The organism is Myxococcus sp. RHSTA-1-4 (assembly GCF_020037125.1).
GTDB lineage: Bacteria > Myxococcota > Myxococcia > Myxococcales > Myxococcaceae > Myxococcus.
On sequence record NZ_JAIQDG010000042.1, the window covers coordinates 26,674 to 44,168 of the forward strand.

The following is a 17,495-nucleotide window of genomic DNA, read 5'->3' on the forward strand; positions in this document are numbered from 1 at the left end:
AGCCGTGCTACACGCCCACCTCATGTCTCGCTGGCAATGGAAACACTTCGCGGAGCTGACGCTGGACGAGCTGTACTCGGTGCTCGCCCTGCGGCAGGAGGTGTTCGTGGTGGAGCAGCGCTCCATCTACCTGGACGCGGACGGGTTGGACCGAGAGGCGGCCCACCTGCTCGCCTTCGAGGACGCGGAGGGCGCGCCCTTCCTCGCCGCCTACCTGCGCGTGCTGCCCCCCGGCGTGAAGTTCCCCGGCGCGAGCAGCCTCGGCCGCGTCGTCACCGCCCCCCGCGCGCGAGGGCGCGGGCTCGGGCGCGAAGTCGTGGAGAGGGGCATCGCCCGGCTGGACGCCGAGTACCCGGGCACGCCCATCCGCATCTCCGCCCAGCACTACCTCCAGCGCTTCTACGAGAGCGTTGGCTTCCACGCGGAGGGAGACGTGTACGACGAGGACGGCATCCCCCACATCGAGATGGTGCGCCCGCGTCAGGCTCGCGCGCCCACCCTTCACGGTCCGGGGCCCACGCCCTGATGGAGAAGAGGGAACGACGTGCGCCATGGCCTCGCGATGGGAGCGCTGCTCACGTTGCTCGCCGCGTCCCAGATGGCGTGCGTGGTGGGCCCGCGCTTCACCCGGTGCCCTGGCGAGGGAGGCCGCCCGTGGGTGCGGCTGGACAGCGACCATTATTCGCTCCAGACAGACCTGCCGCCGGAAGAGGCGCGCAAGGCGATGCACCTGCTGGAGCGGACACGCGTCGCCATGCTCGCGGCGATGTGGCCCGACGCGCTGGCCCGGCCGATGCCGAAGCTCCAGGTCTACATCCTCCAGGACTGGCGCGAGTTCGAGGGCCTCTATCCCCACCGGGTGCGGGCCTTCTTCTTCCGGTCCGACACGGAGGCGCTCATCGCCCTCCCGGGCCGGCCCGGCACGTGGGAGCTGCGCTTCTCGGGACACTCACGGGCCTCCTCGTCGCGGCTGAACCATGAGCTGGCGCACTACCTGAGCACCTATGCCCTCCTCCGCCAGCCGCGCTGGCTCTCGGAAGGCCTGGCCGAGTTCCTCGAGACGCTGCGCGTGTCCGAGGACGGGAAGACGGCGGTGGTGGGCGCGCCCAATCTGGAGGCCGTCCACGAGATGCGGGGGACCCTGGCACAGGCGGGGGCCGCCTACCTGAGTGGGTGGAGGATGCGGCACGTCTTCACCTGGGAGCGCTCGCTGGAGGCCGGCGAGGAGGACCGGCAGGTCACCGCCATGTATGCGGGGAGCTGGCTGCTGGTGCACTGGCTCTACAACGAGCGCCCGCGGGAGTTCGCCGCGTATCAGGCCCTGCTCGCGAAGGGCGCCGCGCCGGACGAGGCCCTGCGGCAGGCGCTTCCCGAGCTGGAGTCCCCGTCGCTCGACGGCGTGCTGCGCGAGTACTCCCGGCGTCACTCCTTCGCGGAGCGCACCGTGACGGTGCCGCTCATCAGCGCGAGCTTCATCGAGCAGGAGCTCGAGGACGCCGAGGTCCACGCCATCCGCGCGAAGCTGGCGGCGCTGGCGGCGGGCATGGCCCACCGGGAGCCGTTCATCACCAACCGGTGGAAGCTGTCGCGCGACGAGCTGGATGAGGCGCTCCGGTTGGACCCGAACAGCCTGCTGGCGCTCTCCACGAAGCTGCGCGCGGCACCCGGGCATGAGCGGCCCGGCATCGCCCGCGCGGCGGTGCAGGCCCACCCGGACGAGAGCGAGGCGTGGCTGCTGCTGGCCTCGGCGCCAGGCCCGGGCCCGGAAGCGTTGGCCGAGCAGGAGGCGGCGTACAAGAAGGCACTGGAGCTGGAGCCCCTGAACGCGTACGCGGCCACGGGGCTGGCGTGGCTGTACGTCAAGCAGGGGCGAATCGCGGAGGCACTCCCGCTGGCGCAGGGGGCCGTCGGGTTGATGCCCTGGAGCACCTACGCCCTGGACACCTACGCCATGGCCCTGGCGGGCAGCGGCGACTGCGACGCGGCCATCCAGATGGAGCAGCGCGCCCTGGAGTTGCTCCAGGAAGAGGGAGACCCGGCGCTGGAGAAGGTCCTGCGCGGCCGGCTGGCGGAGCTCACCGCCGGGACGCTCTGCGCGACGCCCGCGCCGTGACGCCCTGACGGCTCCAACTCCTCGCGCCGGACAGTCACCTGCCCCGTGAGACCAGTGCCCGTGTGCCCGGGGACACAAGCCCTCCGGGACAGGTCCTCTCCCCCGGCGCCAGGCAGAGGCTGGCGCGATGCCAACCCAACCCCAGACACAGGTCCTGCCACATGCGCGGCCCGAAGCGCAGCCCTACCGCTGGGATGAGCTGGACGCGACCCAAAAGCACGTGGCCATCGACATCCATCGCTGGATGGTCAGGTTCGTAACGGACCATCCTGTCAGGCTTCCCCAGCAGGGCCCCTTCACCTGGCAGGCAGCGGACATTCAGCGTCCCTCCAACGTCCTGCTCATCCATGGCGGGCGAGGGAGTGGGAAGACGAGCGTCATGCTGACGCTGCTCGAACTCTGGCGCCGCTCGCTCACGGAGGGGCTGGAATGTCCCTCCCCGGATTGTGATGAGCCTCCAGCGGAGGGCGGCCGAGCCGGAGCCTCCCGGGAGGCTTCCAACACCTCGTGTCAGGACGATGACCGGGAGGGCAGGGAGGATCAACGCACGCTCGACTACCTCCTGGCGGGGATGTCCTTCAAGGATGCCCTCAAGGAACATGCGAAGGCAGGGTGCATCATTCCCTTGAAGCCCCTGGACCTTCAGCCGCTTCCACGCTCCGCCTCGATACTGACCTGGATTGCCAGCCGCATCTACGAGTTCGCGACCCTGATCGAACAGCTCGCGACGGGAACCCTGGAGGGAATTCCGCCGCAGCCCATCGCGAGCTGGCATCCCGAGTCCCGGAACGAAGCGCCCTGGCACAAGCCGTGGCGGGAGTTCGCCACCGCCGCCGCCTATGGCTGGGAGAGCAACCTCGACCAGCGGCGGGGAGGACTGGACCCGGAGTCGTTCGCCGAGGAACTCACCCAGACGGAGCGCTCCCGGCATGAAGTGGTCGTCAAGTGGCGCGCCTTCGTTACCGCGGTCGTCGAGTACGCGTGCCGGCAGTTCCCCCGCACCATCAAGGGCAAGGCGCGGCTCGTCCTTCCCATCGACGACGTTGACATGAATCCGAATCGCTGCGTGGAGGTGCTGGAGCTGGTGCGTTTTCTCTGGCACCCGCAGCTCGTGTTCATGCTGACAGGCCAGAGTCACCTGTTCGTCAAGATGCTCCGCATCGCCCACCACGGACTGATGCGCGGAGAGCTCGGCAGCGGTGGCATCAACCGGAGCGAGTTCCAATCCCTGGATGCACGCCCCTCGGCCCATGAAATCGCCGTGCAGGCGTATGACAGGGTCATCCCCCCCGGACAGCGCTTCGCGCTCGACCCCCTGACGCCGGACTTGCGCCTGTATCACCTCGTCCGCCTCCTGTATTCCGACCTGCTAAACAAACCTCCATCCGCAATATCAAAGGATGTCCGGCAATGGCTCGTTGAACTCAAATCAAAATACAAACTCCTCGTCGAATTCCTGGAACGATTCGAGCAGCGGCCCTTCCTGCTCGTGGGTCTTCCCAGGTATTTCCGGCGCCTGCGCAACCTCGAGCACGCCCTGCTGCGAGTGGCAGCCAGGGAAAGGCCGGTGACCCATGCAGAGCTGGTCTACATCTTCTGGCACGATGCCATCGAGAACCAGGCGTTCTCCCGAGGGTCCGACAAGGGCCTGCGGCATGCGGTCCAGTTCCCAGACACGCAAGCGGCTGACGGCTCCTGGACGCGCACGCTACGGGTGTCGCTCGATGAACCCCTCAGGCAACGTGGCCAACCCCGCTCACGACCTCTCTTGACCCATGAGGACCTCCGGTACGAGCTCAGCACCGTCGATGGCTTCGTATGGAAGGTCCGAGGGGATTTCCCCCGGGAAGTTCCCGACCATCTGACGGCGCTGCTCGTACTGGCCATCGACGTGGCGGCCGATGAGGAGGATGAACTGGGGGGCGCCTTCCAGGTGGACGGGCTCGTGGCCCCTCATATCCGGGTCTCCGTTCCAATCCGGCTCGCCTCCGGCGTGCTGCAGGTCCGGTTCAGCTGGCCTACCCCGGACTGGGTGGGCTCCACGTATGCCAGGTACGCCAACGACTACTGGAACCAGGGCATCGGGAAGCCATGGCCAGACGGGGTTGAGAGCGCCTCGAGGGAGGAGGTCTTCAAGCAGATGCTCGCCATCTTCCTGGGCAGTCTCGCCTGGGCGCATGGGGAGAAAAAGCCTGGCGAAGCTCCGACAGCCATTGCGCTCGATTGGGAAGAAGCGCTGAAGCAACTCCTCGATTTGCAAAAGCAATTCACGGAGAGAGAGCCGGAGGAGGGCAAACCTGCCAGGAAATCGCCCGCGCTACACAGGCGGGCGCTCCTGGACTGGATTGATGAGCGCCTGTTCCTGCTGGCGGCGCCTGAATCGGGGCTTCCAGAGACTCTCTCCTGGAAGCTCATGCATGCGTTGGTCGATGGGGGCATCAAGCCCTCGCGCAGCGAGCTGTCCCGCCTGAAGAGGGCCCAGTCCGCGCTGGAGCAGGTCAAGCCAGCGAAGGTGGAGCTCCGCGCCCGCGGCCTCCTTCAACAGCTCGACGAGCAACTGATGGGAGCGGGCAGGCGCTGGCCTCCGTCGGAGAAGGAAATCCGCGAGTTCAAGCGCTGACACGGGTGCCACGGTCATGACGACGGTCGCGAACACACCCCACCTCGAAGCGGAGGTCCTGGCCTGGCCCTTCAACTCCGAGTTGTCCTTCGAAATGGCGCTCACCGCCATGGAGCGAAACGAGCATGGCCTCCATGTCGGCGCCTCGCGGCGGTTCGCGGATGCCCTCATCGACAAACTGCGCCCCATTGCTCGCGGGTTGTCGCTGGAGGTGCTCAAGCAGATCCGCGAGCAGGCCTGGTCCGCGGTCTCCCAGCCGAGTTCCACGAAGGGATACCGCAAGCTGCCCCTGGAGGGGCTGCTGCTCCACATCGCGGGCAGATACCTCGTCGCGCTGGGGCACCAGGTGACACTGTCTCATGGCGATGAGCAGCCCATCGAACGTGTGGCGGAGCGCTGGCGGTGGATCTCACTCGTCCTCCCGCCGGACCTGTTCATCGCGGCCTGCGCGGCGGAGAGCAGGACCGAGCCCACGACCGACTTCGTCACCCTCGGCACGGCACACCTGGGGCACTTCTTCCAGGAGGACGGCATTGCCCAGACCCACCTGCACCTGGGCGCAGCCATTCCCTTCGAGTGGCTGTGGACCAATCTCATGACCCGCATCGGGGTCAGCCCGCCCCGTCCGGAGCGTCTCCAGTCCAAGGGAGGGGTCCCCTTCGGCGCTCCCGGGACGTTCCTGGACTGGCTGGTCACCGCGGCCCTGGCCCGCATCACCCTGGCCTCATTCCTGTGGCACTTCGAGTCAGGACTCGTGAGGTGGGAGCGCGAGCACGCCTTCATCCCCTTTGTCCGGAAGCTCGTCACGAGAGGTCCCGATGCCTCACTTCACCTGAAGGCGATGGCGGCCCTCGCCGGGGGCAAGGGAGCGGTGGGCCACAGGCAACTCCTTCCGGTCCTCCGCCGCCTGCAGCATGTGGACCCCGGTCCTTCTCCCAGGACGCGCCCCCCGAGGTCCCTGGAGGACATCCGCCGCGCGGACCCGCTTCACGACTGGTTCAGCATGACGCGTGGGGCCCTGGCCGAGACGCGGCTCACGACGCGCGCGCTGCGCTTCATCCTGGACAATCCGCGAGAGGAGCACTTCGCCCAGATCTTCTGGCAGTACGAGCGCATCCGCAACCGCACCTACCGCCACCTCGTCCAGCAACCCGGAACGGCCGGGCTGGACTGGTTCACCATCCATTACGGGCGCATCTCCGCGCTGCGCCTGGACCTGGACACGCCGGTGTTGATGAACTCGGCGCTCCTGCTGGAGTCCCGCGGACTGCCGCTCAAGTCACTCGAGGTCCGCACGGCGCCCGAGCGACAGTGGCACCTGAACCGCCGCATCATCCGGGCCATCGCCACGGCTCCCGGCCCGGCCCACGGGGAGACCGAGCGGGGCCTGATGCTGCACTTCGTGAAGGAGCTGGACCGCACGTCCTCGGGCACCAGCCGGATGCGCCACGCGGACCCGGCGGACATGGTGTATGGCTGCCGATTCGGCAGCTACTACCAGCGGCGCCATCACGAGGCCGTCGCCGTCGAGCATGCCCTCAAGCGCCACCCGGAGCTGCTCATCGTCCTGCGGGGCATGGACACCTGCAACGTGGAGCTGGCCATCCCCACCTGGGTGTTCCTTCCCCTCCTGGAACGGATGCGCGCGGCCTCACGCGAGGCGGCCAGGCTGCTGGCTCCCCATTCGCGGATTCCGCCCTTCCGCCTGACGCTGCACGCGGGCGAGGACTTCCGCAGACTCGTGGAGGGACTGCGCCGGATGCATGAGCCCATCGAGTTCGGCGCGCTCCAGCCTGGAGACCGGCTGGGCCATGCCTTCGCGCTCGCCCTGGACCCCGACCTGTGGGCGCAAACGGCACCGTCCATCTGGCAGCCCCGGGAGGAACTGCTGGATGACCTCATCTGGGAGCTTGCCCGCTACCGCGCCGGAGACATGCGGGGAGAGGCGGGCCGGGTGGACTGGCTGCACGGACGCATCGATCGGCTGGCCCGCGCCATCTACGGCGGCGCCTACCGGAACGTGGAGGAATTGATCCTGTCACGGCGGCTCCGCCACTGCCCTGCCTTCCTGATAGGCAGGGCGCGCTACCCCTTCATGCTCAATGTGCCCCGCTGGCGCTTCAAGGGGGAGGCGCAGAACCTGTGCTACCTCTACCTGACCGACCCGGGCATCTACGCGCGGGGGCAGGTCCCGGAGGAAGTGCCGGTGGATGCGGCCGAGCGCCAGATGCTCCACGAGGCCCAGCGTTTCCTGCGGCGGCTCTTCGCACGGCTGGGCATCACCGTGGAGGCCAACCCCTCCAGCAACATGCTCATCGGGGACGTCCCGCTCGAGCAGCATCCCCTCTTCCGCCTGCAGCCGCACCCGGGCCAGCCCCTGCCCGAGGGAGGTCCCGTCCTGGTGGCCATTGGAGACGACGACCCGGTGACGTTCGCCAACAACCTGCCGGACGAGTTCTGCCACCTCTTTTTCACGCTCCTGCGGCGGGGACTGGGCGTGCAGGAGGCGCACGCCTGGCTCGACCAGGTTCGCAGGAACGGGCTGCGTGCGCGCTTCACCGTCCCGGAGTCCGTGCTGCGCCCCAGTCCGGTGAAGTAGGGCTACAGCTTCCGCAGCCGCACCCGCTTCACCTTGTGGTCCGGGCCCTTGCTGAGGATGAGCCGTGCGCGAGAGCGGGTGGGCGCGATGTTCTGCGCCAGGTTCGGCCCGTTGATTTCCCCCCACACGGACTCGGCGAGGGCCACGGCCTGCTCGCGGGTGAGCTCGGAGAAGCGGCGGAAGTAGCTGCGCTCGTCGCGGAACGCCGTCTGCTGGAGCTGGAGGAACCGGTCCACGTACCAGCGGCGGATGTCCTGCTCGCTCGCGTCCACGTAGATGGAGAAGTCGAAGAAGTCGGAGAGGAACGTGCCCGGCATCCGGTTCCCTTCCACCGGGCCCGTCTGCAGGACGTTGAGCCCCTCCAGGATGAGGATGTCCGGCTGACGGATGATCTTCGCCTCTCCGGGCACCACGTCGTAGACGAGGTGCGAGTACACCGGCGCCGTCACCTCCGCGCGCCCCGCCTTCAGCTCCGCCAGGAAGCGCACCAGCGCGCGCCGGTCATAGCTCTCCGGGAAGCCCTTGCGCTTCATCAGCCCGCGCTCGGTGAGGGCGCGGTTGGGAAACAGGAACCCGTCCGTCGTCACCAACTCCACGCGCGGGTGGTCCGGCCAGCGCCCCAGCAGCGCCTGGAGGATGCGGGCAGTCGTGCTCTTGCCTACCGCCACGCTCCCGGCGATGGCGATGATGAAGGGCACCTTCTGCATCGAGCCCCCGAGGAACGCCTGCTGGTCCGCCCACAGCCGCTGCGCCGCGGCCACCTGCAGGTTGAGCAGCCGGGAGAGCGGCAGGTAGACATCCACCACCTCATCCAGGTCGAGCTGCTCCCCCAGGCCCCGGAGCCCGGCGACGTCCGCCTCCGCGAGCGTCAGCGGCGTAGAGGCACGCAGCGCCCGCCACGCCTCGCGTTCCAGGTCAATGAACATGGAAGCAGCCGAGCTGCCGGGTGCGGACATGAAGAACTCCTCCATGATTCTGGCCACCACAGTACTCGCCGCCTAGCACAGCCGGAGGGTTCCGCGCGCGGCACTTCATGCCCCCGTCGCCGGATCCCACCCGTAGAACCGCTTCAGTTCCTCATACAACCCAGGAGTCTTCTCACGCATCTGTAACGGCTTCTCGAAAAAGGACTCGGTGGCCACGGCGAAGAACTCCGCCTCGTTGAGCCCGCCGTAGTCATCCAGGACCTGCCGCTCCCGGCGCTGCCCCGTCTGGAGCTTCCGGAAGTGTTCGCTCATCACCGAGGCCCATGTCTGGTAGTGGGAGTACCGCCGGAGCCTCGGCGTCCCGTCGAAGGCGCCGTCCGCCCGGTCCAGCACGTGCGCGAACTCGTGCGCGGCGGTGTCATGGCCGTCGTCCGGGTTGCGCAGCCCCGCCAGCACCGACTGCCACGACAGGATGACGGTGCCCCAGTGCTTCGCCTCGCCCAGCACCGCGCCCGTGCGGTCCGGCAGCTTGAAGGCACCGGGATAGACGATGACCTCCCGGAGCGCGTCGTAATAGGACAGGTCCAGGTGCACCACGAGCTGCACCGCCGTGGCGGACACCACCACGCGAATCTCGTCGGTGATGGTGAGCCCACCGGCCCCGATGAACTCCTTCTCCCACGCGAACACCTTGAGCTTGTCCAGGAACGTCTGGCGCAGCCCGGGCGACAGCGTGCGGAAGAAGGGCACCCGCGCTTCGAGGTACCCCAGCCACGCCTCCGGGAAGGGGCGGCGCAGCAGGCTCCGGCGCCGGAGGTGGCGGATGAGGGAAATCATGCGGCGGGCATAGCAGATGTCCGAAGGACCCGCGTCTGGCGGTAGGGTGAGGGCCGTGGGCAAGGGCCGGAAGCCCCTGGAAGATGGCACGGACGTGGCGCGAGCAATGAGCGGAACAGTGGTGAGGTGGTGCGCGGCGCTGGTGACGGCGCTGCTGGCACCGCGAGCAGGAGCCCAGGACACGGGGCCGGTGCAGGTGGTGGACGAGGTCGTGGTGCGTGGCCCGGAGAAGACGCGCCCGGAGACGGTCCAGGCGTATTCACGAATCGACGCGGGCGACTCACTCACGCTCGAGGACCTGAGCCGCGTGGAGCGGCGCCTGGTGGCCACCGGCCTCTTCCAGGAGGTCAGGGTCCGCACCGAGCCCACGGGCACGGACCGGGTGCGCGTCATCCTGGAGGTGGAGGACAAGGCGTCCTGGGTGGTGGCGCCCACCTTCGCGCTGTCCGAGGCCAACGTGGGCGGCGGCCTGCTGTACGCGGAGAACAACCTGTGGGGCCGCAGCAAGAAGTTCGGGGCGGCGGCGCAGGTGAGCACGGCGGAGAGCGGCGTGTTCGCCGGCTACCTGGACCCGAACCTCTTCGGCTTCCCGCAGCTCCGCATGAGCCTGGAGGGGCAGCTCCGCAGCGACCGCGTGGACGAGTACCAGCCCGGAGCGAGCCAGAAGGACCCGGAGGTGGTGCGCAGCACGCGCCTCAACTCGGCCTCCGTCGCGGGAGAGCTGGGCTTCATGCTCTTCGAGCGCGTGCGCGCGGCCGCGAAGTACCGGCTGATGCAGATTGACGCCAAGGCGCCGAGCGGGGACGAGGAGGTCACCACGGAGGCCTTCTCGACGGGACCTTCCCAGCGGGACGCGTCGCTGCGGCTGATGGTGGGAGTGGACACGCGGCAGAACCTCCACGCGGTGATGGAGGGCATCAACCTCGAGGCCTCGTACGAGGTGTCGAATCCGAGCGTGGGGAGCGAGTTCCGCTACCGGCGCTTCGGGCTGCTGTACCGCCACGGCCTGCGGCTGATGGAGGAGCACAACCTGGTGCTGCGGGGCGAGGTGGCCGCGGGCGTGGACCTGCCCTTCCACCAGGAGCTGGTGATGGGAGGAAACTCGCTGCGCGGCTTCCTGCATCGCCAGTTCCGCGGCGACTCGCGGCTGTCCTTCACCGCCGAGTACCACTTCCCCCTCTTCACCATCCGCTCGCTGGCCTTCCGGGGCGTGGCCTTCTCCGACACGGGGCTGATGCTGTGGCGGGACATCCCCGAGGACCGGCAGCTCGTGGATGTGAATGGGCGCGTGGTGCGCGGCTACCTGCCGGACTCGGAGGAAGGGCTGAAGGGGGCCACGCTGGTACAGGGCGTGGGCGGTGGCCTGCGCCTGTACCTGCGCAACGTCATCCTGCCCCTGGTGGGCGTGGACGTGGCCTACGGCGTCAACTCGGGCGAGTTCCGCTTCTACCTCGTGGCGGGTGTGAGTCCGTCATGAGTGGGCCGGCGGCAAGGCCCAACAGACAGGAAGCGGCGGCCTGTCAGCCGCGTCCCTGCCACGGCGTCAAGTGGCTCGCGTGCCGGCCCGGGCTCTCCGTGGCGGCGGGTGTACGCTCATTCCCTCTTGCCGCCGGTGGCCGCCATGTCCCACGAACGCTTCACGACCAGCCGCGAGGTGTACCACCGCATCCGATGGGACCCGCGTCTCGATGCGCGCGAGTTCGTCATCGGCTACGACGCGCACCTCGAACAACTGGAGGAGATGCCCTTCGAGGCATTCGTCCCCGATGGGGAGATTCCCTGGCACCGCGTCTGGTACTTCAAACGCGGCCGGCAGGTGGTGTGGGACCGCAAGCAGCGCATCGACCTGCTCGCCTCCCTCACCCCGCCCGTGCAGGAGCCCGCGCCCATCGTGGCGGCTCCCGCGCGGGCGGTTGAGACGCCCGCTCCCGCCGCGGCCAGCCCCCGGTCCGACGAGGCGTCCGTGGGCACTCCTTCCGGATTCACGCCCCTGCCGGCCTGGCGCTTCGACACGAACGCCAACGCCTGGGTGGAGTCCAGCACCGGCGGCCCGCTCCCCTCCCCCGAGCGGCTCACGGTCCTCACCTTCAACGTCCTCTTCGACCTGTATGACGCGGACCTGCTCGCCACGGAGCGGAGGACACCGGCGATGCTCGCCCTGTTGCGGGACTCCGGCGCCGACGTCATCGCGTTACAGGAAGTCACGCCGCCGTTCCTCCGCGCGCTGCTCGCCGAGCCGTGGGTGCGCGAGCACTACTGGCTCTCCGAAGGTCCGGGCGCCTCCACCGTGACGCCGTATGGACAGGTGCTCCTGTCCCGCCTCCCCATCTCCTCGCTGTGGCAGCGCGCCTTCTCGCGCGACAAGCGCGTCATCGCGGCCCGGCTCGACATCAGCGGTGCCCCGCTGTGGGTGGCCACTCAGCACCTGACGAGCAACCGCACACCCACGGGCAGCACCGCGCGGGCCGCCCAGGTCCAGGCCCTCATCGAGTGGACCCGCTCGCTCGGCGCGGGGGCACCGGAGGCCGCGCCGGACGTGGTGCTTGCGGGTGACTTCAACTTCAGCGACGGCGAGCCCGAGGCCAGCGCGTTCACCGAGGCGGGCTTCGTGGATGCGTGGCCGGCGCTGCGGCCCACGGAGAGCGGGGAGACCTACGACCCCACCCGCAACGCCCTGGCCGCGCTCACCACGCGCTCCGGACGCCGTCAGCGGCTGGACCGGGTGCTGGTGTCCTCGCCCTCGGGGCGGCTCGTCCCGGAGGTGGTGGGTCTCCTCGGGGAGTCTCCGCTGGAAGGACCTCCGGCACCGGCCGGAGACGCGCTCTACCCATCGGACCACTTCGGCCTTCGCTGCGTCCTGCGCCGAAGCAGCGCTCCCATGCCAGAGGTCGCTCCCGTTCCGGCGCGGCCGAGAGCACGCACGGCGCCGCTCGTCCACCACACGGCGGTGGTGCTCATCCCGCCCGACTCGGTGTGGGAGCCCATCCAGGCCCTCCGCCGGAAGCATGACTCGAAGTTCCGGCGCTGGATGCCGCACGTCACCCTGCTCTACCCGTTCCTCCCAGAGGAACACTTCGATGACGCGGAGGCGCTGCTCGCGGAGGCGCTCCGGGACGTGAAGCCTTTCGAGGTGACGCTCTCCGGCTTCCATCACTTCGAGCACCGCGCCAACGTGACGGCGTGGCTCCGCCCGGAAGACCGGCCGCCCGGAGCGCTCAGGGCACTGCATGCGGCGCTGGAGAAGGCGCTGCCCGAATGTGACGAGCAGGGCCGCAAGTCGGCGCGAGGCTTCACGCCGCACCTCTCCGTCGGGCAGCTCCCTCGCTCGGGCGCCGCGGACATCGAGCGGACGCTGGCCTCGTGGGGGAAGCACTGGCAACCACTCACCTTCGAGGTGCGCGAGGTCTGCATCATCCGCAGGAAGGGCGATACCCCGTTCGAGGTCGTCCGGCGGATACCGCTCGGAGGCTCGGGAGGTCGAGGCAACCGCTCCGTCCTCTCCGCCCAGGGAGCCGCGGAAACACCCGAAGCGGCGCGGCACTCCCGCACGGATGCGGTGCGGCAACTCCAGTCCCTCTGCGCCCGGATTGGAACGGAGCTGCACCCCTATGGCTCGTACCTCCTCGGCACGGACGGTCCGGACAGCGACGTGGACGCGGTAGCCATCGGCCCCTCGCACCTGTCGCGCGAGGACTTCGCGCGTACCCTCATCCAGGAGCTGCCCCCCTCCTCGGGTGCCCGCTTCGTGGCCGATGCCGCCATCCCCTTGGTGAAGCTGTCCCTGGACGGCGTGAGCTTCGACGTGTCCTACGCCAGCCGCCCGGAGGGCGTGGCCCCCTGCTCTCCCGAGGAGCTGTTGGCCCTGCACTCGGAGGGGCTCGACACCGCCGGTCTCCGCTCCGTCCTGGGGTTGGAGGACTCGCGAGTCCTGCTCGACGAGGTGATGCGAGCGGACGCCGGGCCCGAGCGCTTCCGCAGGCTGCTGCGTGCCGTGAAGTCCTGGGCCAGGGCTCGCGGCATCTACTCACACGCCCTGGGCTACCTCGGAGGCCTGTCCTGGGCAGTCATGGCGGCCTGGGCCTGCACCCGGGCGCCCCGGGAGAAGGCGGGCTCCGACGTATCGCTGCTCGCACACTTCTTCGAGACGTTCGCCGCCTGGCCCTGGCCCCAGCCGGTGGCACTCACACCCGAGACGGCGCGCTACCGGCCCGACGGCAAGAGGGACCTCCTGCCGGTCATCGCGCCCGCGCTCCCGGTGCGCAACACCGCGCGCAACGTGTCGCGCTCCACCTACCGCGTGCTGCGTGACGAGCTCGCCCGGGCCCACGGCCTGGTGGAACAGGCCCGCGCCCTGGGAACGGCCGAATCCTGGGAGTCACTCCTCGAGCCGCTGGACGTGGCCCACGAGTTTCCCGCCCGCCTGGAGCTCACCGTCAGCGCGCCCACGGACCACGCCTACGACGTGGCCTCGGGCTGGGTGCTCGGGCATCTCACCGCATTGGTCTACAGGCTGGAGGGCGACCGCCGCGTCTTCGTGCGTCCCCTGGCGCCCACGGGCGGAAGTGGAAAGCTGGTCATCGGACTGGAGGCCGGGGCCACCGGGGAGGCCTCGGGGCTCCTCCGGAGCCCCGGCGGAAGCCTTGCCCGGACGGTGGAAGAGTTCCGGACCTCCTTCATGGAATGGAGCCACCGTCCCATGGGCGCAGTGCTCCAGGTGGAGTTGCTGCACGCCTGACGCCCGGCCAGAGATGCCCGTCCGCGGGGTGTGCGATGATGCCGGCGCACTTCCTCGCGGAGGACGTCCATGGCGGAAACCTATCGGGTCGCGCGGCTCCCCATTCGCTTGCGCGGCTTCGTCCTGCCGGACACGAGCTCGCAGTTCGAGGGCTATGTCGAGCCGGGCGACTACCATGTGCTCGAAGAGAGGCGGGACTACCCGAACCCCGACACCGACTACGCGCGGTTGGAGGTGCCGACACTGGGCGCCCTCGACACCTGGATTTGCGTGCGCTGGCGCACCCAGCGCTACGCGACGCTGCTCGACCTGGAGAAGCCTCCGCCCGTCGAGCGGCTCTCGTTCAGCACCGAGCCGCTCGCCGTGGACGAGGAGCGTCTGACGTCCCTGCTCGCGGCGTTCGTCCCCTTCCGCTACGAGCTCGACGAGGCGCGCTACCCGTGGGTACTTCCGGGCATCCGCGTCCCGCTGGCGCCGCCCTCGGTCAACAACTGCTGCACCTTCATCGAGGCCCTGACGGTGAAGGCCTTCCGCGACGCACATGGCAGCGCGTTCGAGTGGGATGCGCGCCGCCACCGGCAGATGATGATCATGTCCTCGGAGGACTACTTCTCGCCCGTGACGGCCGCCGTGGAGAGCGGAATGGCGATTCCCGCGCCGTCCCCGAGCGTGCCGCCCCACCCGTGGGCCCTGGTGCAGGGCTGGCGCAACCAGTGGCGCTCGGGCCATACCTTCCTGGTGGTGGACCACCACGCGGCCACGGACAAGGTCCTCATGCTGGAGTCCAACAGCGCCTACGGGCTCGACGGCGTCGGCTACCGGGGCATCGGCAACCTGCGAGACAAGGGCATCCATCCCCCCGCGAAGTGGTGGGAGCTGCCCGACGTGTGGACCTGGCGCCGCGTCTGCTCCACGTACCTCTTCCGGCAGCAGGCCTGGCTGAAGGTCCGGAATCGCAAGCTGTCCGGGCTCGAAGGCGGCCCCCGCTGAGGCTCACGCCTCCCGAAAAAGCACGCTCGCCCGCAACCATCCGCCGCCTGGCGTGTTGGAGGCCGCCAAGGAGGATTTCGATGGCGGTCATGGTGCGTGTGCTGGGGTTGTCCCTGGGGTTGATGTTGTGGGCCTGTGGTGGCGGGGACGACCCTTCGCCCCCGGTCGACGCCGGTATCCCCGACGCGGGAGACAGCACGACGGACGGAGGCTCCGACGCGGGCACTCCCGACGCCGGCTCCCCGTGGGACGTGGTAACCACGGCGCTGGAGGCCCGGGTCGCCGATGCGGGCAGCTCCGTGCCAGGACTGGGGCTCGCCGTGTACGACGCGCAGGACCGAAAGGTCTACGAGCGCATGGTGGGAGACTTCGCGCCGGACCGGCGGGTGGCGGTGGCTTCCTCCTCGAAGATGGTGGCCGGCACGGTCCTCTTCGAGGTCATCCGCCAGGGCCACCTCTCGCTGGATTCGACCACGGGCCAGGTGCTCGGCTGGAGCGGGGACAAGGCGAACATCACCCTGCGCCACCTGCTCTCCTTCACCTCCGGACTCCAGAACGAGCACTTCTGCACCATGCAGCCGGGCATCACCCTGGCGGACTGCGTCGCCACCATCGCCGGCACCGACCCGGTGGCCCCGCCCGGCACGCGCTACGACTATGGCAGCACCCACCTGCACGTGGCGGCGCGCATGGCCGAGGTGACCACGGGCAAGAGCTGGAACGCCCTCTTCCGCGAGACGCTGGCGGTGCCCCTCGGCCTGCCCCAGGAGGTGGCGTACTTCACCCAGCCGCGTCTGGGGCAGGGCCTCACCAACCCGCTCATCGCTGGCGGGCTGCGCACGTCGATGAACGAGTACGCCCCGCTCCTCGCGCTCGTCTTCCACCGGGGGCGCTACGCCGGGCTGGAGCGCGGCACGCCGGAGCTGTTCGACGCCCAGGCGCGCGAGCCCTTCCCCGGCGTGGTGATTGGAAACTCTCCCGTGAAGGACCTGGGACTGCCGTACCGCTACGGACTGACGGCCTGGCTGCACTGCGACACGCCCTCCGAGGGCTGTGACGTCATCAGCTCGCCGGGCGCCTTCGGCTGGACGCCCTGGGTGGACCGGAAGGCGGGCTACTACGCCATCCTCGGCATGCAGTTGGACCGCCAGGACAATGGAGTGGTCAACTTCTCGGTGAGCCTCTCCAACGAGCTCCAGCCCCTCATCCGCGCGGCGCTCGGGCAGTAGGCGCCGCGCGCGGGAAGACGGGGCTCAGCGCAGGTCCGACGGCAGCCTCGGCGAGGACAGCAGCTCGCGGAACACCTCCCAGCGCCGGGCGGGCGTCGCCTCCGGGCCCGCCTGCCGCTCCACGTACTGCTTCACCAGGTCCCGGCCCAGGTTGTAGTTGATGACGTACGAGCGATAGGTGTCGATGAAGGCCATGCGCTGCGCCGCGCGCTCCGGGGAGATGAGCGCGTAGCGCACGAGCCAGTCGCGAGCCGCCTCCCGGCTCATGGTGCCGTCGAGGTACCGGCGCGCGGCCTCGTTGCCCGCGTAGGACAGCTTCTCGGACAGCGACTCCATGCGCACGTAGTCCGCGGCGCGCTTCGGATCGAGTCCCGCGAGCGGGAAGAGGACGTCGCGCAGGTACGCCTCCGCGTCGGGGAAGGCCACGTCGATGCCGTAGTTGGCGCTGCCCTCGGCGATGAGCGACATGGGCGAGAAGAGCGGGTACACCTGGAACTCCACCCAGCCGCGCTCGCGCACCAGGTGCTGCTCCAGCAGCGCGTTGTAGACGTGGTGGCCGGGGTAGCCCTCATGCGCCGCGAGGTCGATGGCGCGCAGGATGAAGATGGGCAGGTCGGTGTTGACCTGGATGAGGCTGGTCGCGTTGCCCTTGAACCAGTTGTAGCCGCCCCACGGCTTGCCGGTGACGTACTCCAGGGTGAACGTCTCGTGGGCCGGCAGCGTCACGTACTTCAGCGTGCGGCGGCGCGCCTCCTCGATGGCGGCGCGGAAGACGGGGTCCAGCTTGTCCTTGGGGATGACGAAGCCCTGCCGGAAGCGCTCCAGGCGCTCGGTCAGGGGGCCCTGTCCTGGCACGAGCTCGTCGAGCCCGGCGCGCAGCGCCTCGAACTCCGCCTCGGTGTGCTGCGAGTCGCGCGCGTCGTAGAGGGCCTGGCTCTCCTCGTCGAACTTCAGCCGCTCGCCGGACAGCATCCGCACCCGCGCGGCGAGGGCGGAGAGCTGCGTCAGCAGGAAGCGGCGGCGCATCGCGACGAGCGCGTCATCGGGCACCGGCACGTCCTCCACCGCCTTCACCAGCGCGGCGGCGCGCGCGGCAATCTCCGGCAGGGGCAGCTTCGCGGCCTCGGCCTCCTTCGCCCAGGCCTCCGGCCCGTAGTACGCGTCCACGTAGTTGCCGTCGTGCTGGCCCACGGCGAGGACCAGCTTCACGTACTGCTCGGCGGAGGAGTCCAGGGAGGAAGGTGTCGTCATCGGCGGGTTCGTGGAGGGCTCGGAGGTGGGCGTCGCGCCACGCGTGGCGCAGGCGAGCACCGAGGAGGTGAGGACGAGGACAGACAGCAGGCGAAAGCGCGGAGGCATGGCGAGGTCCGGTTGTAGATGGCCCAGGCGCTCCTGACCAGCGAGGGCCCCGGCTGGCGTGCACCGCGAGTCGCGGCAAGGCGTGCC

At 69.4% G+C, this 17,495-nt stretch carries 11 protein-coding genes; 8 read left to right on the top strand and 3 right to left on the bottom strand.

Annotated elements, in window-relative coordinates; translation table 11 throughout:
• The first annotated feature begins 22 nt into the window (after positions 1 to 22).
• From K8638_RS38415 to K8638_RS38430, 4 genes are all read left to right on the top strand, one after another.
• Positions 23 to 526: a GNAT family N-acetyltransferase gene (locus K8638_RS38415; protein WP_223759709.1), complete on the top strand. Its 504-nt coding sequence runs from the start codon at positions 23 to 25 to the stop codon at positions 524 to 526.
• Between the two features lie 18 nt (positions 527 to 544).
• Positions 545 to 2,113 carry a DUF1570 domain-containing protein gene (locus K8638_RS38420; protein WP_223759710.1) on the top strand — a complete coding sequence of 523 codons (1,569 nt, stop codon included), beginning with the start codon at positions 545 to 547 and terminating at the stop codon, positions 2,111 to 2,113.
• Between the two features lie 220 nt (positions 2,114 to 2,333).
• The gene (locus K8638_RS38425; protein ID WP_223759711.1) at positions 2,334 to 4,733 is read left to right on the top strand and encodes a hypothetical protein; all 2,400 of its coding nucleotides are present in this window, start codon (positions 2,334 to 2,336) and stop codon (positions 4,731 to 4,733) included.
• Positions 4,734 to 4,749: 16 nt separating this feature from the next.
• Complete coding sequence (locus K8638_RS38430; protein WP_223759712.1) at positions 4,750 to 7,332, top strand: hypothetical protein; 2,583 nt, start codon at positions 4,750 to 4,752, stop codon at positions 7,330 to 7,332.
• Between the two features lie 2 nt (positions 7,333 to 7,334).
• Here K8638_RS38430 and coaA read toward each other — a convergent pair whose 3' ends face one another.
• Positions 7,335 to 8,288, bottom strand: a complete 954-nt coding sequence (coaA, locus tag K8638_RS38435; protein WP_223759713.1) for a type I pantothenate kinase — start codon at positions 8,286 to 8,288, stop codon at positions 7,335 to 7,337.
• A gap of 75 nt (positions 8,289 to 8,363) precedes the next feature.
• Complete coding sequence (locus K8638_RS38440) at positions 8,364 to 9,095, bottom strand: M90 family metallopeptidase (RefSeq protein ID WP_223759714.1); 732 nt, start codon at positions 9,093 to 9,095, stop codon at positions 8,364 to 8,366.
• 106 nt (positions 9,096 to 9,201) lie between these two features.
• Here K8638_RS38440 and K8638_RS38445 point away from each other — a divergent pair, with 106 nt between their 5' ends.
• From K8638_RS38445 to K8638_RS38460, 4 genes are all read left to right on the top strand, one after another.
• The gene (locus K8638_RS38445) at positions 9,202 to 10,572 is read left to right on the top strand and encodes a BamA/TamA family outer membrane protein (RefSeq protein WP_223759715.1); all 1,371 of its coding nucleotides are present in this window, start codon (positions 9,202 to 9,204) and stop codon (positions 10,570 to 10,572) included.
• Positions 10,573 to 10,716: 144 nt separating this feature from the next.
• Positions 10,717 to 13,830, top strand: a complete 3,114-nt coding sequence (locus tag K8638_RS38450; RefSeq protein WP_223759716.1) for a poly(A) polymerase — start codon at positions 10,717 to 10,719, stop codon at positions 13,828 to 13,830.
• A gap of 69 nt (positions 13,831 to 13,899) precedes the next feature.
• Positions 13,900 to 14,820 (top strand): hypothetical protein, encoded by a 921-nt coding sequence (locus K8638_RS38455; protein WP_223759717.1) that lies wholly within the window; start codon positions 13,900 to 13,902, stop codon positions 14,818 to 14,820.
• Between the two features lie 80 nt (positions 14,821 to 14,900).
• The gene (locus K8638_RS38460) at positions 14,901 to 16,049 is read left to right on the top strand and encodes a serine hydrolase (RefSeq protein ID WP_223759718.1); all 1,149 of its coding nucleotides are present in this window, start codon (positions 14,901 to 14,903) and stop codon (positions 16,047 to 16,049) included.
• Positions 16,050 to 16,073: 24 nt separating this feature from the next.
• Here the strand turns inward: K8638_RS38460 and K8638_RS38465 are convergent, their stop codons facing one another.
• Complete coding sequence (locus tag K8638_RS38465; protein ID WP_223759719.1) at positions 16,074 to 17,408, bottom strand: hypothetical protein; 1,335 nt, start codon at positions 17,406 to 17,408, stop codon at positions 16,074 to 16,076.
• Positions 17,409 to 17,495 lie beyond the last annotated feature (87 nt).